Annotated in this window: 15 protein-coding genes and 2 pseudogenes; 2 read left to right on the top strand and 15 right to left on the bottom strand. The window is 63.1% G+C overall.

The annotated features are described in order from the left end of the window. The 3 genes and pseudogenes from ACFC25_RS20585 to hxlB form a co-directional block, all read right to left on the bottom strand. A pseudogene (locus ACFC25_RS20585) lies at positions 1 to 276 on the bottom strand (glucose-6-phosphate dehydrogenase); the annotation flags it as partial. Positions 277 to 379: 103 nt separating this feature from the next. After that, a complete protein-coding gene (gene hxlA / locus ACFC25_RS20580) occupies positions 380 to 1,003 on the bottom strand; it encodes a 3-hexulose-6-phosphate synthase (RefSeq protein WP_337352774.1) in 624 nt (207 codons plus the stop codon). A gap of 46 nt (positions 1,004 to 1,049) precedes the next feature. Then, positions 1,050 to 1,646, bottom strand: coding sequence for a 6-phospho-3-hexuloisomerase (gene hxlB / locus ACFC25_RS20575; RefSeq protein WP_337349242.1), 597 nt, complete (start codon positions 1,644 to 1,646; stop codon positions 1,050 to 1,052). 152 nt (positions 1,647 to 1,798) lie between these two features. On the opposite strand from hxlB, the gene ACFC25_RS20570 reads away from it, so the two are divergent. Further along, complete coding sequence (locus tag ACFC25_RS20570; RefSeq protein WP_376048566.1) at positions 1,799 to 3,127, top strand: LuxR C-terminal-related transcriptional regulator; 1,329 nt, start codon at positions 1,799 to 1,801, stop codon at positions 3,125 to 3,127. Between the two features lie 392 nt (positions 3,128 to 3,519). Here ACFC25_RS20570 and ACFC25_RS20565 read toward each other — a convergent pair whose 3' ends face one another. Together ACFC25_RS20565 and ACFC25_RS20560 are read right to left on the bottom strand one after the other, a co-directional pair. After that, positions 3,520 to 5,568 carry a BCCT family transporter gene (locus ACFC25_RS20565; RefSeq protein ID WP_376048563.1) on the bottom strand — a complete coding sequence of 683 codons (2,049 nt, stop codon included), beginning with the start codon at positions 5,566 to 5,568 and terminating at the stop codon, positions 3,520 to 3,522. A gap of 10 nt (positions 5,569 to 5,578) precedes the next feature. Then, positions 5,579 to 5,928 (bottom strand): annotated as a pseudogene (locus ACFC25_RS20560) (bifunctional 3-phenylpropionate/cinnamic acid dioxygenase ferredoxin subunit). Between the two features lie 337 nt (positions 5,929 to 6,265). On the opposite strand from ACFC25_RS20560, the gene ACFC25_RS20555 reads away from it, so the two are divergent. Further along, complete coding sequence (locus tag ACFC25_RS20555) at positions 6,266 to 6,493, top strand: SRPBCC family protein (RefSeq protein ID WP_376048560.1); 228 nt, start codon at positions 6,266 to 6,268, stop codon at positions 6,491 to 6,493. 41 nt (positions 6,494 to 6,534) lie between these two features. On the opposite strand, the gene ACFC25_RS20550 is transcribed toward ACFC25_RS20555, so the two are convergent. From ACFC25_RS20550 to ACFC25_RS20505, 10 genes are all read right to left on the bottom strand, one after another. Next, complete coding sequence (locus tag ACFC25_RS20550) at positions 6,535 to 7,335, bottom strand: IclR family transcriptional regulator (protein ID WP_337349238.1); 801 nt, start codon at positions 7,333 to 7,335, stop codon at positions 6,535 to 6,537. Between the two features lie 195 nt (positions 7,336 to 7,530). Continuing rightward, a complete protein-coding gene (locus ACFC25_RS20545; RefSeq protein WP_376048578.1) occupies positions 7,531 to 7,671 on the bottom strand; it encodes a hypothetical protein in 141 nt (46 codons plus the stop codon). A 218-nt stretch (positions 7,672 to 7,889) separates the two neighbouring features. Then, the gene (locus tag ACFC25_RS20540; protein WP_376048557.1) at positions 7,890 to 8,282 is read right to left on the bottom strand and encodes a molybdenum cofactor biosynthesis protein MoaE; all 393 of its coding nucleotides are present in this window, start codon (positions 8,280 to 8,282) and stop codon (positions 7,890 to 7,892) included. Then, positions 8,269 to 9,147, bottom strand: coding sequence for a formate dehydrogenase accessory sulfurtransferase FdhD (gene fdhD, locus ACFC25_RS20535; protein ID WP_376048554.1), 879 nt, complete (start codon positions 9,145 to 9,147; stop codon positions 8,269 to 8,271). The genes ACFC25_RS20540 and fdhD overlap by 14 nt, the downstream gene beginning before the upstream one ends. Further along, positions 9,135 to 10,451, bottom strand: a complete 1,317-nt coding sequence (locus tag ACFC25_RS20530; protein ID WP_376048551.1) for a molybdopterin molybdotransferase MoeA — start codon at positions 10,449 to 10,451, stop codon at positions 9,135 to 9,137. Before ACFC25_RS20530 ends, fdhD begins: the two co-directional genes overlap by 13 nt. A gap of 111 nt (positions 10,452 to 10,562) precedes the next feature. After that, positions 10,563 to 11,780, bottom strand: coding sequence for a formaldehyde dehydrogenase, glutathione-independent (gene fdhA / locus ACFC25_RS20525; RefSeq protein WP_337349124.1), 1,218 nt, complete (start codon positions 11,778 to 11,780; stop codon positions 10,563 to 10,565). 248 nt (positions 11,781 to 12,028) lie between these two features. Next, the gene (locus ACFC25_RS20520; protein ID WP_376048548.1) at positions 12,029 to 12,433 is read right to left on the bottom strand and encodes a heme-binding protein; all 405 of its coding nucleotides are present in this window, start codon (positions 12,431 to 12,433) and stop codon (positions 12,029 to 12,031) included. 148 nt (positions 12,434 to 12,581) lie between these two features. After that, entirely contained in the window at positions 12,582 to 13,184 is a 603-nt protein-coding gene (folE, locus tag ACFC25_RS20515; RefSeq protein WP_376048545.1) for a GTP cyclohydrolase I FolE, read from the bottom strand. Beyond that, a complete protein-coding gene (locus ACFC25_RS20510; RefSeq protein ID WP_337352259.1) occupies positions 13,181 to 15,508 on the bottom strand; it encodes an FdhF/YdeP family oxidoreductase in 2,328 nt (775 codons plus the stop codon). Before ACFC25_RS20510 ends, folE begins: the two co-directional genes overlap by 4 nt. Positions 15,509 to 15,520: 12 nt before the next feature. Further along, on the bottom strand, positions 15,521 to 16,396 hold the full coding sequence (locus ACFC25_RS20505; RefSeq protein WP_376048541.1) for a methylenetetrahydrofolate reductase: 876 nt from the start codon (positions 16,394 to 16,396) through the stop codon (positions 15,521 to 15,523). Positions 16,397 to 16,486: the final 90 nt, after the last annotated feature.

Raw genomic sequence — 16,486 nt, 5'->3', positions numbered from 1 at the left:
CGTCCGCGCATAAGCCTGCACCGAGGACTTCACCTCAGCAGCGAACTCCCCATCACTCCACGCCCGCCGCCCAAAACCCACCAACGCGAAACTCGACGGCAACAACCCCCGGTTCGCCAAGTCATACACAGCCGGCATCAGCTTCTTACGCGCAAGATCACCAGTCACCCCAAAAAGCACCAACGACGACGGACCAGCAATCCTGTTTAAACGACGATCACGCGGATCCCGGAGCGGATTCTTGGTCCGGGGTAACCGGACGAGGGTATCTGGCATTTGCTGCTTTCTGGGCGGAGGACAGTATCGGGCCGAGGGGTGCCACTACCAGATGCGGCGGCCGGCACCTTCCGGTGCCGACCGCCGCATCTTAGGTGTGGGATCAGGCGATGGCGGCCTTGAGTTCCTTTGCTGCCAGGGCGGGGTCGGCTGCACCGTAGATGGCGCCGCCGGCTACGGCAACCTCAGCCCCGGCCCGCTGGACGGCTTCGATGGTGGAGAGGTTGACGCCGCCGGCCACCGAGAAGGGCACGCGTGCTTCGGCACCGGCGCTGAGCAGTCCGTTCAGGTCGAAGCCAGGTTTGGCCTGCTCGTCCAGGCCTGCGTGGAACTCCACGAACTCGGCGCCGAGTGCCCGTGCTTCCTTGGCGCGGGTGGCCTTGTCCGGCACACCAATGAGGTCCACGACGATGCCTTTGTTGTGTGCGCGGGCCGCCTTCACGGCACCTGCGATGGTGGAATCGTCGGCGCTTCCCAGCACGGAGACGAGGTCGGCGCCGGCCTTGAACGCGATGTCGGCTTCGAGTTCCCCGGCGTCCATGGTCTTCATGTCGGCGAAGACGATCTTGTCAGGGTGGGCCTGCTTGACTGCGGTCACAGCGGAAAGTCCGGCTGCCTTGATCAGGGGCGTACCGAGTTCGATGATGTCAACGTACTCGGCGACCTTGCCGGCCAGCTCGAGCGCGTCTTCGGTGGTCAGGAGGTCCATAGCTACCTGAAGCTTCATGATGTTTCTCTTTCTGTTGGTGTTGGTGTGGCGTAAAAGGAGGGGCTTATTCGAGGTTTGCGTGCCGGAGCCAGAGTTCTTCAGCCGGCGCGTCGGTGTCGTTCCAGATGGTTTGGAAAACGGCTTCGGTGAGGACGAAGAGGACCTGTTCGAAGAGGCTTCCCGAATACTGGCGAGTGACACTGGAGCCGTGATCCGTCTTTTGTGCGGCAGGTACGATCACCAGCGAATCCGCCAGGTCCGCGAGGCGGGAGTCGGGGTTGGTGGTCACCGCGGCCACGCGGGCACCGGCCGCCGCAGCGGTTTCGGCTGCCTTGACCACGCCAGAGGTGGAGCCGGAGCCGGACGCCACCAAAAGCACATCGCCGGCGCGGATGGCCGGAGTCGTGGTGTCGCCCGCCACGTGGACGTTGAGGCCGAGATGCATCAACCGCATGGCAGCCATGCGGAGGACGAGGCCGCTTCGGCCGGCACCGGCGACGAAAACCCTGTCGGCGGAACGGATGGATGCCGTCATGGCTTCCAAACGGTCTCCATCGACCTGGGCCGCCGTTCCACTGATCTCGCCCGAAATGAGGGACAAGTTCTGGAGAATTGCCCCGGCGCTGAGGCGGTCCGATGAACCGATTGCTGTTGGACCCATTATTTCCTTCGCTCTGTTGGAGGCGTCCATCCATCTGGGATGTATTCCGCCATCAATCTTGCCGCTGCTTTGGTATGGGTGTAACGCCCACTAAAGGTGGTTATAGCTATACTTTCTGGTAGTTCGTGCTCTGCTCCTGCCGAAAGGACCCCATGACCAGCTCGCCAGTGGACAGGCTCCCACCCCTCACGCCGCCCGGCAGCCCCGGCACCCCGGCTTTGCCATGGCCGTTGCTGCAGTCCATCGCGGCGGTGGCGAACGCGCCACTGACGTCCATAGCGGAAGAGTTGCGGAAGGCGCTGGCTCCTTATCTCGCCAGCAGCGCCCTGGTGATCTTCACGGAGGACTGCACCGGCAGGCCCCAGAAGAAGGCGGGTTTGGAGAGCATCATCTCAGGGGTGTCCATCGAGGAGCTGGACAGCCTCCGCGCTGCCCTTAGCGGGGAAGAACCTTGGGTGGGGGATGCCGTGATTGCCGCAAAGGAACGTCCGGTCCTCGCGATGAAATACCTCTCCAGCAGGGCCTTGCTGGTGCTTACGGATCCTGTTGTGCCCGACTCTGAGCCCGGTAACGCGGAAGCAGGCGCGGACATCGCCAAGTACCTGTGGCACCTTGCCGCGCGCAGGATTCACGAAAAGGTCGCGGATGCTCCGCCTGCATACTTGTTGGAGTCCAGGGCGGCGTCAGCTGAACGCCTCCGGGTGACTTCCGAGTTGGTGGACCAGCATGCGACAACGCTTGAGATCGTCGCCGGGGCGCTGAGGTCAACGGCGCTGGATGACGCCGCAGCACGTTCAGCAGCCACGGATTTGGTGGCCAAAGCCCTTGTAAGGCTTCGCACGTTGAGTGACAGGACCACGGACCTGATCGAAGAACCGGTAGCCAAGGCCTTCGAGCGCCTCCGGGAAGACCTTCTTCCACTGACGCGTTTCAGCGGGGTGGAGGTGCAGTTCGTCGAACCTCCCCTGAACGGGCGGGCCCTCCCGGGCGAAGTCGCCCATGCAGCCCGGGCCATCGTGCGGGGCCTACTGCTGGCCATGCTGGACCAGCCGGAAGTCCGAAGGGTCCGGGCCCAGTGGGATTGCGACGGCGAGAATCTGCTGATCAATGTCCGCGACGACGGCGGCGGAACTCTTGCCGCCGACGCATCCAGTTTGGGCAGGCTGGACCGGCGGGTTCAGGCCCTGGACGGAAAGATGCAGGTAGATGTCATGCCCGGCTGGGGTACAGATGTCTCCGTGACGCTTCCGCTGGATGCCCCCCAGGCTGCTCCTGCCGACGTCAGCGCCTGGAAATTGGGCAGTCGCGAGTTGGAAGTGCTGCAGCACCTGGCGTCCGGTCAGCGGAACAGGTCGATCGCGGGCGCCCTCAACATCAGTGAAAACACGGTCAAGTTCCACGTGGGAAACATCTTCCGGAAGATGGGTGTCACTTCGCGTACGGAGGCCATAGCTCTGGCAACCAGCATCGGCCTGCGGTGAATTGAAACACTAGGCGCTTGATTGCTGTTCCCGGACCGGCGCAGTACCGGGATGCCCAGCTGAACGGTCATGGCCTTGGGGCTGATGCGGCGCGGCCGCCGTCAGCGGACACCAAGGTCGCTGTCAACATACGAGCCGGGGCGGTCTTCGGTGTGGTGTTGGCAGTTGCAGCAACCATCCACCTGCAGCCGAACGGTCACTGGACTCGATGCTTCAAGCCGGATATCCACCGGCTCCTTTCCGTTCCGGCTGACCCGGAGAATCGGGGGTTGATCGTGGCGATCGTACATGTACTGACCTTTGCAGCTGAGTGGGGGTGTGAGTGCGCCCCGGCGGCACGGGCTGGGGAGCCGCGTGCCACCGGGGCGGATTGCTACTGACGGTGAACCTTTTTACTCCCGGTCCGCCCGCCGGGTCTGGACGGTCGGGATGCTGCCCGTGTGGGTGCCGCCCTGGTGGGAATCCGGGTCAGGACAGGAATCAGCGCAATCATGCTTCGTGACAAGGTCGAACTGAACGCCGCCGTGCTGTTCCACGCCAGTCCTGATGGCCCGTTCGACGACCGAGGTAGCCAGGCGCCGTCGCAGGGACAGCGGATCCCGGCGCAGGTCCTTGGCGAGGGCAAAGCAGAGCAGGAGCATGACGACGATGAACGGTAGCGCTGCGACGATGGTGATGCGTTGCAGGCCAGCCAAGGCTTCCGACGGTTCATCGCCACCGGCCAGCAGCATGACCGCTGCCACGGCGCCGGTGAGGCTGCCCCAGAAGATCACCACTCCGCGGCGGGGGTGCTCGGCGCCGTTGGAGCTGAGCGATCCCATCACGATGGAAGCAGCATCGGCACCGGTGACAAAGAAGATTGCCACCAGGACCATAGCCAAGACGATGACGCCAACAGTAAGCCAGCCGGGCATACCAAGGTTCTTGACCAGGTCGAAGAGTGCGCCGTCGAAGTTGACGGACGAGACGCCGTCGACCGTTGTTACCAGCCCGGGTGTTCCTGCCTTGTCAGCTTCCTGCTGGACGTGGAAGGCGGCTCCGCCGAAGATGCCAAACCAGATCACGCTGACGACGCTGGGCACCAGCAGCACGCCGGTGACGAACTGGCGGATGGTGCGGCCGCGGCTGATGCGGGCAATAAACATGCCTACGAAGGGCGTCCAGGAGATCCACCAGGCCCAGTAGAAGATGGTCCAACCGGTCATCCAGCTCCGAAGGGCCTCATCGCCGACCGCTTCGGTCCGGGACGACATCTCGGCCAGGTCGCGGGCGTAGTCGCCGACTGCGGACGGGATCAGGTTGAGGATGAACAGGGTGGGGCCGGCAATGAAAACGATGAGTGCTAGGACGACGGCCAGGACCATGTTGATGTTTGAGAGCCACTGGATGCCACGGCTGATGCCCGAGACGGCCGAAGCGACGAAGCAGAAGGTCAAGACGGCGACGATCCCCACAAGCACGGGCGTGCCGATTTCGCCGAACCAGCCGTTGGAGGTCATGCCGCTGCCGATCTGCAGGGCGCCGAGGCCCAGGGAAGCAGCCGTACCAAAGAGGGTGGCGAAAATGGCCAGGATGTTGATGAACTTCCCGAGCGGGCCTTCCACCATCCTGATGCCGAAAAGTGAGGTGAAGGCTGCGGAGACGAGTTGCCTGCGGCCCAGGCGGTAGGTGCCGTACGCCATGGCAATGCCTACCACTGCGTACATTGCCCAGGGGTGCAGGGTCCAGTGGAAGATCGAGGTGGCCATGGCCGTCTGGATGGCTGCAGGGGTGCGGCCGTCCACGGTTCCGGGCGGGGGAGAGATGTAGTGGTAGAGCGGTTCGGCTACACCGTAGAACATCAGTCCGATGCCCATGCCGGCCGCGAACATCATCGCGACCCAGGAGACGGTACGGAATTCGGGCTTCTCGCCGTCCTTGCCAAGCGGGATGTTGCCGAACTTGCCCAGGGCGAGCCACAGGACAAAAACGACAAACAGGGAAGCCAGGACCATAAAGAGCCAGCCGGTGTACTCCATGACCCAATTCAGGGCGGTCGTGGAGGTAGCGGAGAGGCTGTCGCGGCCCACGAAGCCCCAGATGACAAAGGCGATGGCGATGGCGCCGGTGATTCCGAACGTTACTTTGTCGAGGGTGAGCGAGTGGTTCCGGCGCAGGGAGACGGCCTGCTCGGTCTTGGCATTGCGCAGTTCCTCCAGGATCTGCTCATACTCTTCGGTGTCCGGCAGCGGTTCTGCGCTTCCGTCTTCCGGATCGAGGACGGCGGGGTGTGTGTCTTCTTCTTTGGAGACACTGATGACTTCTTTGGTATTGCCCAAACTTTCGGGCTCCTCACTAGGGTGAGTCCTTGCCAGACCGTTGTCGGCGGGCACCTCCTCTGGTGTCAGGGGTTTTAGGTCACTATTAATAGCCATGAGCGGGTCCTTTGCTCGGCGAGTCATGGGCTTGCGGTTAAACATGGCCTTCGGCTGTTAGTCCGGGCGGAAGGTTGGGGGCTTCGTCCGATTCGATGACCATGATGTTGCCATCGACGATTTGCTCTTCGTGAGTCCGGACCGGCAGTTTGGCCGGCGGTTGGTCCACGCCTCCTGAACGGAGGTTGAACCTGGATGCGTGAAGCGGGCACCCGACCCAACATTCCTCCACATAGCGTCGGCCAGTGAAGCATCCTGGTGGGTACAAGTGTCGTCGATGGCGAAGATCTCGCCCTCTTCTGTGTGGAAGACGGCGATGGGTGGAGCTGTGTCGAGCCTTAATGCCTCCCCGGGAGCAAGTTCACTGAGCGGGCAGGCGTTGTGCATATTGCACCTCTTCAGGTTTGGGATCAGGTTTCTCGTGCAAGGAAGGCTGCAAAGCCTTCGTTTCGTTCCGCAGGGATCAACACATTTCGCGCTAAGCAACAGAGTGCGCCTCGTCACAGCCCAGTGTCAAGGTATTTCTGCATCTTCATGACGTATTTCTACGGGACCAAGGCGCATCTTGACACTCAGCGTGGCATGCGTCACCCTGTTGCTTATCATGATCCTTGTTGCGTAGGAAGCAATTCAGAAGGGGAGAATATGGAGAGGCTCGCGATCGTGGGAGCATCTTTGGCTGGTCTTTCTGCAGCCAAGGCAGCCCGCGCTCAGGGCTTCACCATTGACGGCTCAGAAGGGCTGGACCACATCCCGCGTGGATGTGACGGCTTCTGTGGAGCTGTTCCACCGCGTCAACCAGCAGGACTTCGATGCGTGCGAACGCTGCGAGCCTGCCATGGGCTCGAGGGTCTACTCCAAGGGTGGTGTGCTGGTCCCCAGCGAACACCACATCCGCGCCTTCCACGACTGGATCGAAGGAAAAGTCGGCGACACTATCAAGCCTGCCTAGACACCCTGTGAGAACGCCACGCCTAGCCCTTAGGGCCGGGCCTACCGGCGTCTGTAGCCCATTTTCCCGCTGATGGCCATACCTGCTTCGCGGAGGCCGTCAATGAGCCCAGGCTGCTCCTCGGGCGTGAACCGGAACGCAGGACCGGAAATGCTCACCGCCGCGATGACACTCCCCAAGTGGTTGAAGATGGGAACGGCCACCGCCGTCAGGCCAATTTCGAATTCCTCGTGGACCACAGCGTAACCCTGCCGGGCGACATCCAGCAGCTGCTTCTCCAGCTCCCCGCGATTCGTAATGGTTCGCGGCGTGCGGGCCGGCAGGCCGACCGTCCTGAGGATGGTGTCCCTTTCGTCCGCCGGCAGGGCAGCGAGCAGCACCTTGCCGCTGGAAGTGGCGTGCAGGGGTGTCAGGCTGCCTACCCAGTCGTAGGTCGCAAGGGTAGAAGGGCCCATGGCCTGGTCCACGTTGACAGCGAAGTTCGATCGAAGGACCGCCAGATTTACAGTTTCCTTGTACTGCGTTGCCAGGCTCTCCAGAACTTCCCTGGCCTCGCGCACAACGCTCAAGCGTCCAGGGATGGACGATGCCAATCTCAGGATTCCAAACCCCAGCTGGTACTTCCCGCGTTCATTATTCTGGCGGACCAGTTCCCGGCCCAGCAAGGATCCTACGAGCCGGGACACGGTGGACTTGTGGACGCCCATCTCCTCAGCGATCTCACTGACGCCGGCATCCCCCTCGCGGGCGAGAATTTCCAGAATCTGGAGGGCGCGGTCAACCGATTGGACGCCGCCGCCCTGAGCGTCTGCGTCCGGGTCTTGGTCGTTACGTGCGGCCATTGTGCCTCATGTCATAGTCCATGCAGGGTGCCTGGGGACTGGGAGTCCCAGCTGACCTGCGCCCTCATCATGTTCATCCTAGACCGACTCGCCTGCGGCCCCTCAATTGGTATAGAACGCGGGTTCGCGACCCGACGCCACCGGCAAACAAAAGAGGGGCACCCCAATGGGGTGCCCCTCGAACTGGTCGGCGGGTTAGCCGATTTTGTTGGCTGCTTCGGCGTCGGAGTCGGCGGCAGCGGCTGTGCCGAGGTTGGCGCGGAGTTTGGCGCCGAGTTCGGCGTCGACGTTGGTCCAGTATTGGATGGCGCGTTCCTTGATGCCGGGGCTCTTCACGCCGCTTTTCGACCAAGTAGTGGTCAGTCAGGATGATGGCACCGTCGGCACCAACTGACTTCGAATGCGCGTCGGACGTAACCGGCGCACCTGACTGGGTCGTTGAAATGGCAGTCATTATGCTCCTATTTCTCTATTACTTGCGAGGGACGTTCAGAAGGAAGTTGTTGGCCTGCGCCGACCCATTCCACGGTGCCGTCTGCGAAGAATTGCTCCTTTCAGATCGGCACCCGTGCCTTGATGCGGTCCACAAGCTGTGAGCACACCTCAAAGGCCTGGGCGCGGTGGGCTGCTGACACGGCACAGACCAGTGCAGGATCACCCACCTCCAGCATCCCGACGCGGTGGGCGGCCCAGATGCGGACCGGCTTGTCGGCCTTCCCGGCATGCTCCGCGACCAGTTCTTCCACCACTTGGGCGAGGACGCGATGCGCGGTGGGGTGGGCCGAGTAGCCTAATCTGCTGACGGCCATGCCGCCGTCGTGGTTTCGGACCACTCCGCTGAAGCTGACCACCGCCCCGGCTTCATCGCCCTGGACTGCCGCTGTGGCCCGGTCCACCGAGATGGGGGCCTCGCTGAGCTCGGCGAGGACAACGTCAAAGCTTGGCATAGGTTTCCTCGCGGGCCTTCTGCGGACGGCCCAGCCTTTCGCGCCCGGCGTAGACATTCAGGCTGTGTCCCCTGCTGAATCCAACCAGCGTCACTCCGGTTTCGACGGCAAGGTCGGCGGCCAGGCTGGAGGGCGCGCTCACAGCAGACAGGACGGGAATGCCGGCCATGGCGGCCTTCTGGACAAGTTCGAAGGACGCGCGCCCGGACACCTGGAGGACGGTGCCACTCAGAGGCAGCAGGTTTTGGCGCAGCGCCCAGCCCACCACTTTGTCCACAGCGTTATGGCGTCCGACATCCTCCCGGAGGCACAGCAACTCAGGGCTGGCGCCATCCACCTTGAAAAGGCCGGCCGCATGGACGCCGCCCGTCTTGTCGAACACCGCCTGGGCCTCGCGAAGCCGCTCCGGCAGTTCGGCGAGCACATCCACGGGAATCTGCAGCGTGTCCCGGGCAGGATCGAAGGGAAGGGTCTTGCGGACGGAGTCGATCGAGTCTGTCCCGCAGATGCCGCAGGAGCTTGAGGTATAGACATGCCGCATGGTGTCAGGCATGCGTACATCCGGCCTCAACTGGGCCTCGACCACGTTATATGTCTGTTCTCCCCCGGCATCGCCGGCGCAAAAGCGCAGCGATACCAGCTCGGAGTGGGAACTGATGATGCCTTCCGAGACCAGGAACCCGGCCACCAGGTCGAAATCGTCGCCCGGGGTCCTCATGGTGACAGCGAAGGAGCGGCCGCCGATGCGGATTTCCAGGGGCTCCTCAGCGGCGACTATGTCTTCCTTGAACCGCACCGGGTACTCGGTGCCGGAACCGTCCAGGTGGAAGCGGTGGATCTTGCGGCGCTGTGTCATGCGGGCCATGGGGTCCTCCGTGCGCGGTTGGTGGTGGTATGGATTGTTTCGTTGGCCTGCGTCCAGGGGAGCGGGAGCACAGGAACCGGCTCGCCGGACTGGACTCCAGCAGGGGGAACGGCCATGATGCCGTCGGCACAAGCGAGTCCACGCATCATGCCGGGTCCCGTATGCGAGGCGGGGAAGGCAAGCCCCTCGATGAACGTGCAGGGAATCAGGCGCGTACGGCCGGGGCACGGATCAATGTCAGCCGCGGAAGTCACTTGTCCAACGTCGCTCAGGGGCTTGCCTCCGAGTGCCTCCAGCAGCGGTCCACCTACGGTGATCAGGGCCATCATTGCTGCCAGGGGGTTACCGGGCAGCCCGACGACGAAGCGGCCGTCCGGGAGCTTGGCCAGGACCGCGGGGTGGCCCGGCCGCATGGCGATGCCATCCACCAACAGCTGTCCGCCGAGGGCAGCGATGGCGGCGCGAAAATGATCTGTCCCGGAACAGCCGGTTCCGCCGGTAGTTATGGTCAGGTCCGGCATCGACCCGGGAAACGCGTCAGAACCGCCAAGCGCCGCGAGCCACTCGGGGTAGGAATCTCCGATCCGCAGGGAGCCGCCAGGCGTGCCACCGAGAAGGGAAATGACAGTCCCCAGCTGCGGACCAAACGTATCCCTGACCTGGCCTGGTTCCGGAACGCCCGACGTGACTACTTCGGAACCGGTCAGCACTATTCCGACCACCGGCTTGGCCTGCACCTGCAGGTTGTCGTGGCCAGCCACGGCGGCGAGGGCAAGGTGGCCCGGGTTCAGCGTTGTGCCGGCCGGGATCAGCACTTCCCCGGCCGCAGCTTCCTCGCCGGCAGGACGAATGTGTTGGCCCCGGCCGGGTTCGCCTTCCTTTGCCCTGTCATTGAGTCGCAGGAGAAGGCTGCCGTCAGCGCCGCGGAGGACCTGGCCGCTTTCCTTGCGGAGTATCGATTGGGCGCCAACGGGTATTAGTCCGCCGGTGGCTATGACACTGGCCCGGCCGGGAAGCAAAAAGGGCTCATGGGGGGTAAGGATCCAGGGACCGCCGCCGTTGATGGCCCAGCCGTCCATGGCAGAGGAGGCGTAATGGGGGAGTTCTTGCAGGGCGGCGACGTCACGGGTCAGGGTATGGCCCGCTGCCAACGCGAGCGGAAGCTCCGCGGGGGCGAGCGGGACGGCGCAATCGAAAGCCAGTTGCCGGGCTTCGAGCCAGGTGGAGGAGGGATGTCCGGAAAGTGGCCCTGCGGAGCGCAACACCGAACTGCTGCCGCTGGTGGCGGTATCTTGGGCGAGCAAGGGTGCCCCTTCCTGATGGTAGTGATGCGCTGAAAATGTGCGGGCCGGGGACCGCGAGGCGTGCACCACGTGGTGCTTGCCCCGCAATCCCCGGCCCGGTCAGTTGGGGTGCTACGCCTTGACGTATCCATTCGGGTTCAGCACGAACTTTGTTGCCGAGCCGGCGTCGAATTCGGCGTAGCCGCGCGGTGCATCCTCCAGCGGGATCGCTGTGGCGTTCACTGCCTTGGCGATCTGGACCTTGTCGTGCAGGATGGCCATCATCAGCTGGCGGTTATATGACATGACGGGGCACTGGCCAGTGGTGAAGGACAGGGACTTTGCCCACCCGGTGCCCAATGACAGCGACAGGGAACCGTGCTTGGCGGCGTCGTCAATTCCACCGGGGTCGCCAGTGACGTACAGGCCGGGAATGCCCAGGGCCCCACCTGCGGCTGTAATGTCCATGAGGGAATTCAGCACCGTGGCCGGGGCTTCATGGGATGCATCCTTTCCGTGCCCGCGGGCTTCGAATCCCACAGCATCGACACCGCAATCCACTTCGGGAACGCCAAGGATTTGCTCGATCTGGTCCTTCGGATCTCCGTTGGAGACGTTCACCGTCTCGCACCCGAAGGAGCGGGCCTGCGCCAGACGGTCTTCGTTCATGTCACCGACAATGACGACGGCGGCACCGAGCAACTGCGCACCGACGGCGGCTGCGAGGCCGACCGGGCCGGCGCCGGCAATGTACACGGTCGACCCGACGCCGACTCCGGCGGTGACGGCGCCGTGGAACCCGGTGGGGAAGATATCCGAGAGCATGGTCAGGTCCATGATCTTTTCCAGGGCCTGGTCGCGGTCCGGGAACCTGAGCAGGTTCCAGTCAGCGTAAGGGACCAGCACGTATTCTGCCTGTCCACCCACCCAGCCGCCCATGTCCACATAACCGTAGGCGCTGCCCGGACGGTCCGGGTTGACGTTCAGGCAGATGCCGGTCTTGCGCTCCTTGCAGTTCCGGCAACGGCCACAGGAGATGTTGAACGGTACGGAGACGATGTCTCCGACTTTGATGAATTCCACGTCCGGACCGACTTCCACCACTTCACCGGTGATTTCATGGCCGAGGACGAGGTCCTTGGGAGCGGTGGTGCGGCCCCGCACCATGTGCTGGTCGGAACCGCAGATGTTGGTGGTCACCGTGCGCAGGATCGCACCGTGGGGTACCTTCCGGCCCACATTGGCCGGATTGACGCCAGGCCCATCCTTGAGTTCGAACGTCGGGTAGTCGGTATTGATAATTTCGACGACACCGGGTTCTTTGTAGGCGACGGCTCTGTTTCCTGACATGGACACTCCTTTTGGCTGCGGGGTGGTGCTGGGATTTGGTGCCAGGCCTGCCATCTCGGATTGCCTTGCACTGGTCCGGCAAGTTGCCGGCGCTGCCCCGTTGCCCGAAAGCGGTGCTTCGATGAGGATACCTCCCCAGGTTTCAGGCCACCGAAGCACCATTCACGGGAAACGGGACAGTTCATCCTTCGCGAGGACGAAGGCTGTCAGTGGGATGCCGTGCCGGTGGCATGGCGTCCCGGTCCTGCCTAGCGCTGGGCGGCAGCTCCTGCGGAAGCTACGGTGTGGTCGTTCTCCACCGTGCTGCCACTGACGCCGATTGCGCCAATGACAGTGCCGTCCTCATCGTGCAGGGGGAGTCCGCCCGGGAACGTGATAAGTCCGCCGTTGGAGACTTCGATGTTGAACAGCGGGCCCCCTGGCTGGGACAGTTCGCCGATGGATCCCGTTGCCATGTCAAAGTAGCGGGCAGTGCGGGCCTTCTTGATGGAAATGTCGATGCTGCCGAGCCAGGCGCCATCCATGCGGGTGAAGGCCTTCAGGTTGCCACCGGCGTTCACTACCGCGATGTTCATGGCGGTGCCCGTCTCACGGGCCGACTCTCGGGCGGCGCCGAGGATGGCATCGGCCTGGGCTTGAGTGATATCAGACATTGCTTCTCCGTTGATGGTGTCTGGTGTGTGTTAGTGCTGTTGGTCGTCGCGCAGAAGAGGGCGTACGAGCCTGATATTTTTAGTTGGTCAATAAAGATATATCAGTTACATCGTATGGCAGCCGCAGGGGCATGTCCAGAGAGATTTCTTAGCGCCCGTGGATGAGGCTCAGTGCCTCCGCCCGGGCGGCCGGCAGGCGCAGTTCACCACGGACTGCAGACGTGATGGTCTTTGCCCCGGGCTTGCGGACGCCCCGCATTGACATGCACAGGTGCTCGCACTCGATCACAACAATTGCCCCCAAGGGCCGCAGCGACGTAACAAGTGCGTCTACCACCTGGGTGGTGAGTCTCTCCTGGACCTGCGGCCTTCGCGCAAAGACGTCCACCAGCCTGGCGAGCTTGCTGAGGCCGGTCACCAGTCCCTCAGCAGACGGGATGTAGCCCACATGTGCCACGCCATGGAACGGCACCAGGTGATGTTCGCAGGTGGAATAGAACGGGATGTCCTTCACGATGACCATTTCACCGTGGCCGAGGTCGAAGGTCTTGTCCAGGACTGCCAGGGGATCCTCATGGAGCCCGCCGAACATTTCCGCGGCGGCGCGGGCCACGCGGGCCGGGGTGTCCGCCAGTCCGGGCCTTTCGGGATCCTCGCCGATGGCCAGAAGGTATTCGCGGACAGCCCGCTCCACCCTTGGCCCGTCCACACCTGTGGCAACGGTTGCTTCCGCCGTCAGGACAGAGCTCACGATTCGGCCCGCTCAAGCCGCACGATAACGGACTTGGAGGTCGGCGTGCCGCTGGTGTCGGCTACGGAATCAAGAGGCACGAGGACGTTTGTTTCCGGGTAGTAGGCCGCCGCGCAACCCTTGGGCGTCGAGTATGACACGATGCGGAAGTTCTCGGCGCGTCGTTCGGTCCCCTGGAATTCGGAGATGAGATGGACCATGTCCCCGTCCGTGAACCCCAGCTCAGTAATGTCGTCGGCGTTGATCAGGACTACGCGGCGCCCGCCGTGGATGCCCCGGTAGCGGTCATCCTTGCCGTAGATGGTGGTGTTGTACTGGTCGTGGGAGCGCAGCGTCTGGAGGACGAGCCGTCCGGCAGGGACCCTGATGAATTCCAGTTCGTTGCCTGTGAAGTGCGCCTTGCCCGAGGCGGTATCGAACTTCCTGGCGTCCCGGGGCGGGTGGGGAAGGACGAACCCGCCCGGGTTCTGGATCCGTTCCTCGAAGTTCTCGAAGCCGCTGAGGACCGCTTCGATGTGCTTCCTGATGATGGAGTAGTCGTCCCGCATGGCCAGCCAGTCGGCTTTGGGAGTATTGGGCAGCGGGAGGTTGTCGCTGCCGGTGAAGATCTTGTGGGCGATGTTGCACACAATGGCCACTTCTGAATGCAGGTGTTCACTGGCGGGCTTCAGGCGACCCCGGGAGGCGTGGACCGCGCTCATGGAATCCTCCACTGTCACCCTCTGGTCACCGGTGCGCTGGGTGTCCTTCTCCGTACGTCCGAGTGTTGGAAGAATCAGCGCACGGCGACCCGTGGACACATGGGAGTGGTTCAGTTTCGTGGAGATCTGCACCGTCAGGCGGGTGTTGGCCAGTGCCTGTTCGGTGACCTCGGAATCCGGGGCCGCCCGCACGAAGTTGCCGCCCATGCCGATGAAGACGCGGACCTTGCCGTCCCGCATAGCGCGGATAGCAGCCACGGTGTCGAAGCCATGCGCCCGGGGGGAGCGGAATTCGAACTCGTGGTCAAGCCGGTCGTGGAAGCTCTCGGGCATCTTCTCGAAGATACCCATGGTCCGGTCGCCCTGGACGTTGGAGTGGCCGCGGACGGGGCAGACGCCTGCTCCGGGCTTACCGATGTTGCCTTGCAGAAGCAGGACGTTGACCACATCGCGGAGGGTGGGTACCGAGTGCTTGTGCTGGGTCAGGCCCATGGCCCAGCAGACGATCGTGGCGCTCGAGGCCAGGAGGCGCTCGCCTGTGGACTTGATTTGTTCCAGCGTCAGCCCCGTGGCTTCGACGATGTCGTCCCACTCCGCCTTTTCGAGGTACCGCAGGTAATCGTCGATGCCAACGGTATGGTCCCTGATGAACTCATGGTCCAGCACAGTGGACAGGCCGGGGGTCTTGCGCCCTTGGGCTTCGGCTTCGAGAAGGTATTTGCCAAGCCCCTGGAAGAGGGCCTGATCGCCGCCGGCGCGGATTTGGAGGAAGTCGTCGGTCAGTTGCGTGCCCACCACCATGCCGGATATGTTCTGCGGATTCTCGAACCGCAGGAGCCCGGCTTCGGGAAGCGGATTCACTGAGATGATGACGGCGCCGTTCTTCTTCGCCTTCTCCAGTGCGCTGAGCATGCGCGGGTGGTTGGTGCCCGGATTTTGACCCGCCACGAAAATCAGCGACGCCGTCTCCAGGTCCGTGAGGCTGACGGAGCCTTTGCCGATGCCGATCGTTTCTACCAGGGCCGAGCCGGACGATTCGTGGCACATGTTGGAGCAGTCGGGCAAATTGTTCGTTCCGATGCCGCGAACGAGGAGCTGGTAGGCGAAGGCTGCCTCGTTCGATGTCCGCCCGGAAGTGTAGAAGACAGACTGATCGGGGTGCTCCATGTCCCTGATCTCCTGGGCGATCAGCTCATAAGCGTCGTCCCACGCGATGGGCTTGTAGTGCGTTGCGCCTTCCTCGAGGAGCATCGGATGCGTGAGCCGGCCTTGTTGACCCAGCCAGTAGTCGTCACGGGTCTTCAGGTCTGCAATGGAGTGCTTCGCGAAGAATTCAGGAGTGACGCGGCGGCGCGTGCCTTCCTCGGCCACCGCCTTGGCGCCGTTCTCGCAGAACTCCGCAGCATTGCGCTTTTCGTGTTCAGGCCAGGCGCAGCCCATGCAGTCAAAGCCGTCAACCTGGTTGACTGCCAGGAGTGTCTGGATGCTGCGCAGCGGGCCCATCTGCTCAAGGGAAATTTTCAACGCGTTCGCAACAGCCGGAATGCCGACGGCCGTCGTTTTGGGCTTCGTCACGGTCAGTTTTGACTCGTCGATATTCTGCTTGGGGGCTTTTGAAGCCATGTGATCTTCCCTTCAGATCTTGGCAGGAATCAGTGGAATGGAGGTGTCGCCCGAGGCCAAGGTGGCGGTCGGCCGCAGTGCGCGTACACCATCCAGGAGGCCGGGCAACCGGCCGAGGTCGTTGAAGGTGTAGACATGGAACCCGGCAAAGAGGGGATCGCCCGCCAGCTCCTGGTGGACCTCGCGAATCAGGCGCCCGCTGTCGTAGCTCAGGAAGTCGTCCCGCCGCCAGAGGGCTTCCGCCATCCCGGTCCCGCGGGCGAGCTTGAGGGAGCGGCCCACCCCGAGGCGTGCTCCCAGGGAGACCAGTTTCCTGATGGAGACCGGGCCCGGGACTCCAACCCACACGGGCAGTTGGATGCCGCTCGTGCGGATTGACCGGAGGTACCGGCTGATTGCTTCGGCGGAAAAGCACATCTGGGTGACCATGGAGGACGCAAAAGGTGCTTTCGTGAGGAGGCTGCTGCTGAGTTGCTCCTGGCTGAACTGCGGGTGGCCTTCCGGATAACCGGCAATTCCTATCGAGAAGTCGGGTGAGTAGGCGTTGACCGCCTCAAGGAGTTCTCCGCTCCAGCTGTAGGGGCCAGCGGGTGTGCGCCGGTCACCGGCAACGAGAAACAGCTCCGAGACGCCGGCCTCCTGCAGTTGCAGCAGCAGCGAGTGGAGTTCTGCCTCACCCGTGATGCTGCGGGCTGCGAGATGGGGAACCGCGTTGTAGCCCAGGCGCGCCAGGTTCACGGACGTCTCTACGGTCCGTGCAGGCCCGTGGTGCGGGAGGCACGTGACGCTGACGGATCCCATGGTGTCAAAAGCCGCGGGGAGTTGCGTGAGCAGATCGGCGGACGGAACTACTTCCAGCCGTATCCTTGCAACAGCTTCTGTGCTCATTGCTCTCCATTAGGGTTGACATTTTTTTCATGGGATATTGATATATCAGTTCTAGGAATACTATGTACACGAGGCCTTCGCGTCAAGGCT

The sequence above is a fragment of the Pseudarthrobacter sp. NPDC055928 genome, from assembly GCF_042270935.1.
GTDB lineage: Bacteria > Actinomycetota > Actinomycetes > Actinomycetales > Micrococcaceae > Arthrobacter.
This window is presented reverse-complemented; position numbering and strand designations above follow the sequence as displayed.

Coding starts and splice junctions, on each gene's coding strand:
- hxlA (WP_337352774.1), bottom strand. CDS start 1,003: ATGAAGCTTCAGGTAGCTATGGACCTCCTGACCACCGAAGACGCGCTC.
- hxlB (WP_337349242.1), bottom strand. CDS start 1,646: ATGGGTCCAACAGCAATCGGTTCATCGGACCGCCTCAGCGCCGGGGCA.
- ACFC25_RS20570 (WP_376048566.1), top strand. CDS start 1,799: ATGACCAGCTCGCCAGTGGACAGGCTCCCACCCCTCACGCCGCCCGGC.
- ACFC25_RS20565 (WP_376048563.1), bottom strand. CDS start 5,568: ATGACTCGCCGAGCAAAGGACCCGCTCATGGCTATTAATAGTGACCTA.
- ACFC25_RS20550 (WP_337349238.1), bottom strand. CDS start 7,335: ATGGCCGCACGTAACGACCAAGACCCGGACGCAGACGCTCAGGGCGGC.
- ACFC25_RS20540 (WP_376048557.1), bottom strand. CDS start 8,282: ATGCCAAGCTTTGACGTTGTCCTCGCCGAGCTCAGCGAGGCCCCCATC.
- fdhD (WP_376048554.1), bottom strand. CDS start 9,147: ATGGCCCGCATGACACAGCGCCGCAAGATCCACCGCTTCCACCTGGAC.
- fdhA (WP_337349124.1), bottom strand. CDS start 11,780: ATGTCAGGAAACAGAGCCGTCGCCTACAAAGAACCCGGTGTCGTCGAA.
- ACFC25_RS20520 (WP_376048548.1), bottom strand. CDS start 12,433: ATGTCTGATATCACTCAAGCCCAGGCCGATGCCATCCTCGGCGCCGCC.
- ACFC25_RS20510 (WP_337352259.1), bottom strand. CDS start 15,508: ATGGCTTCAAAAGCCCCCAAGCAGAATATCGACGAGTCAAAACTGACC.
- ACFC25_RS20505 (WP_376048541.1), bottom strand. CDS start 16,396: ATGAGCACAGAAGCTGTTGCAAGGATACGGCTGGAAGTAGTTCCGTCC.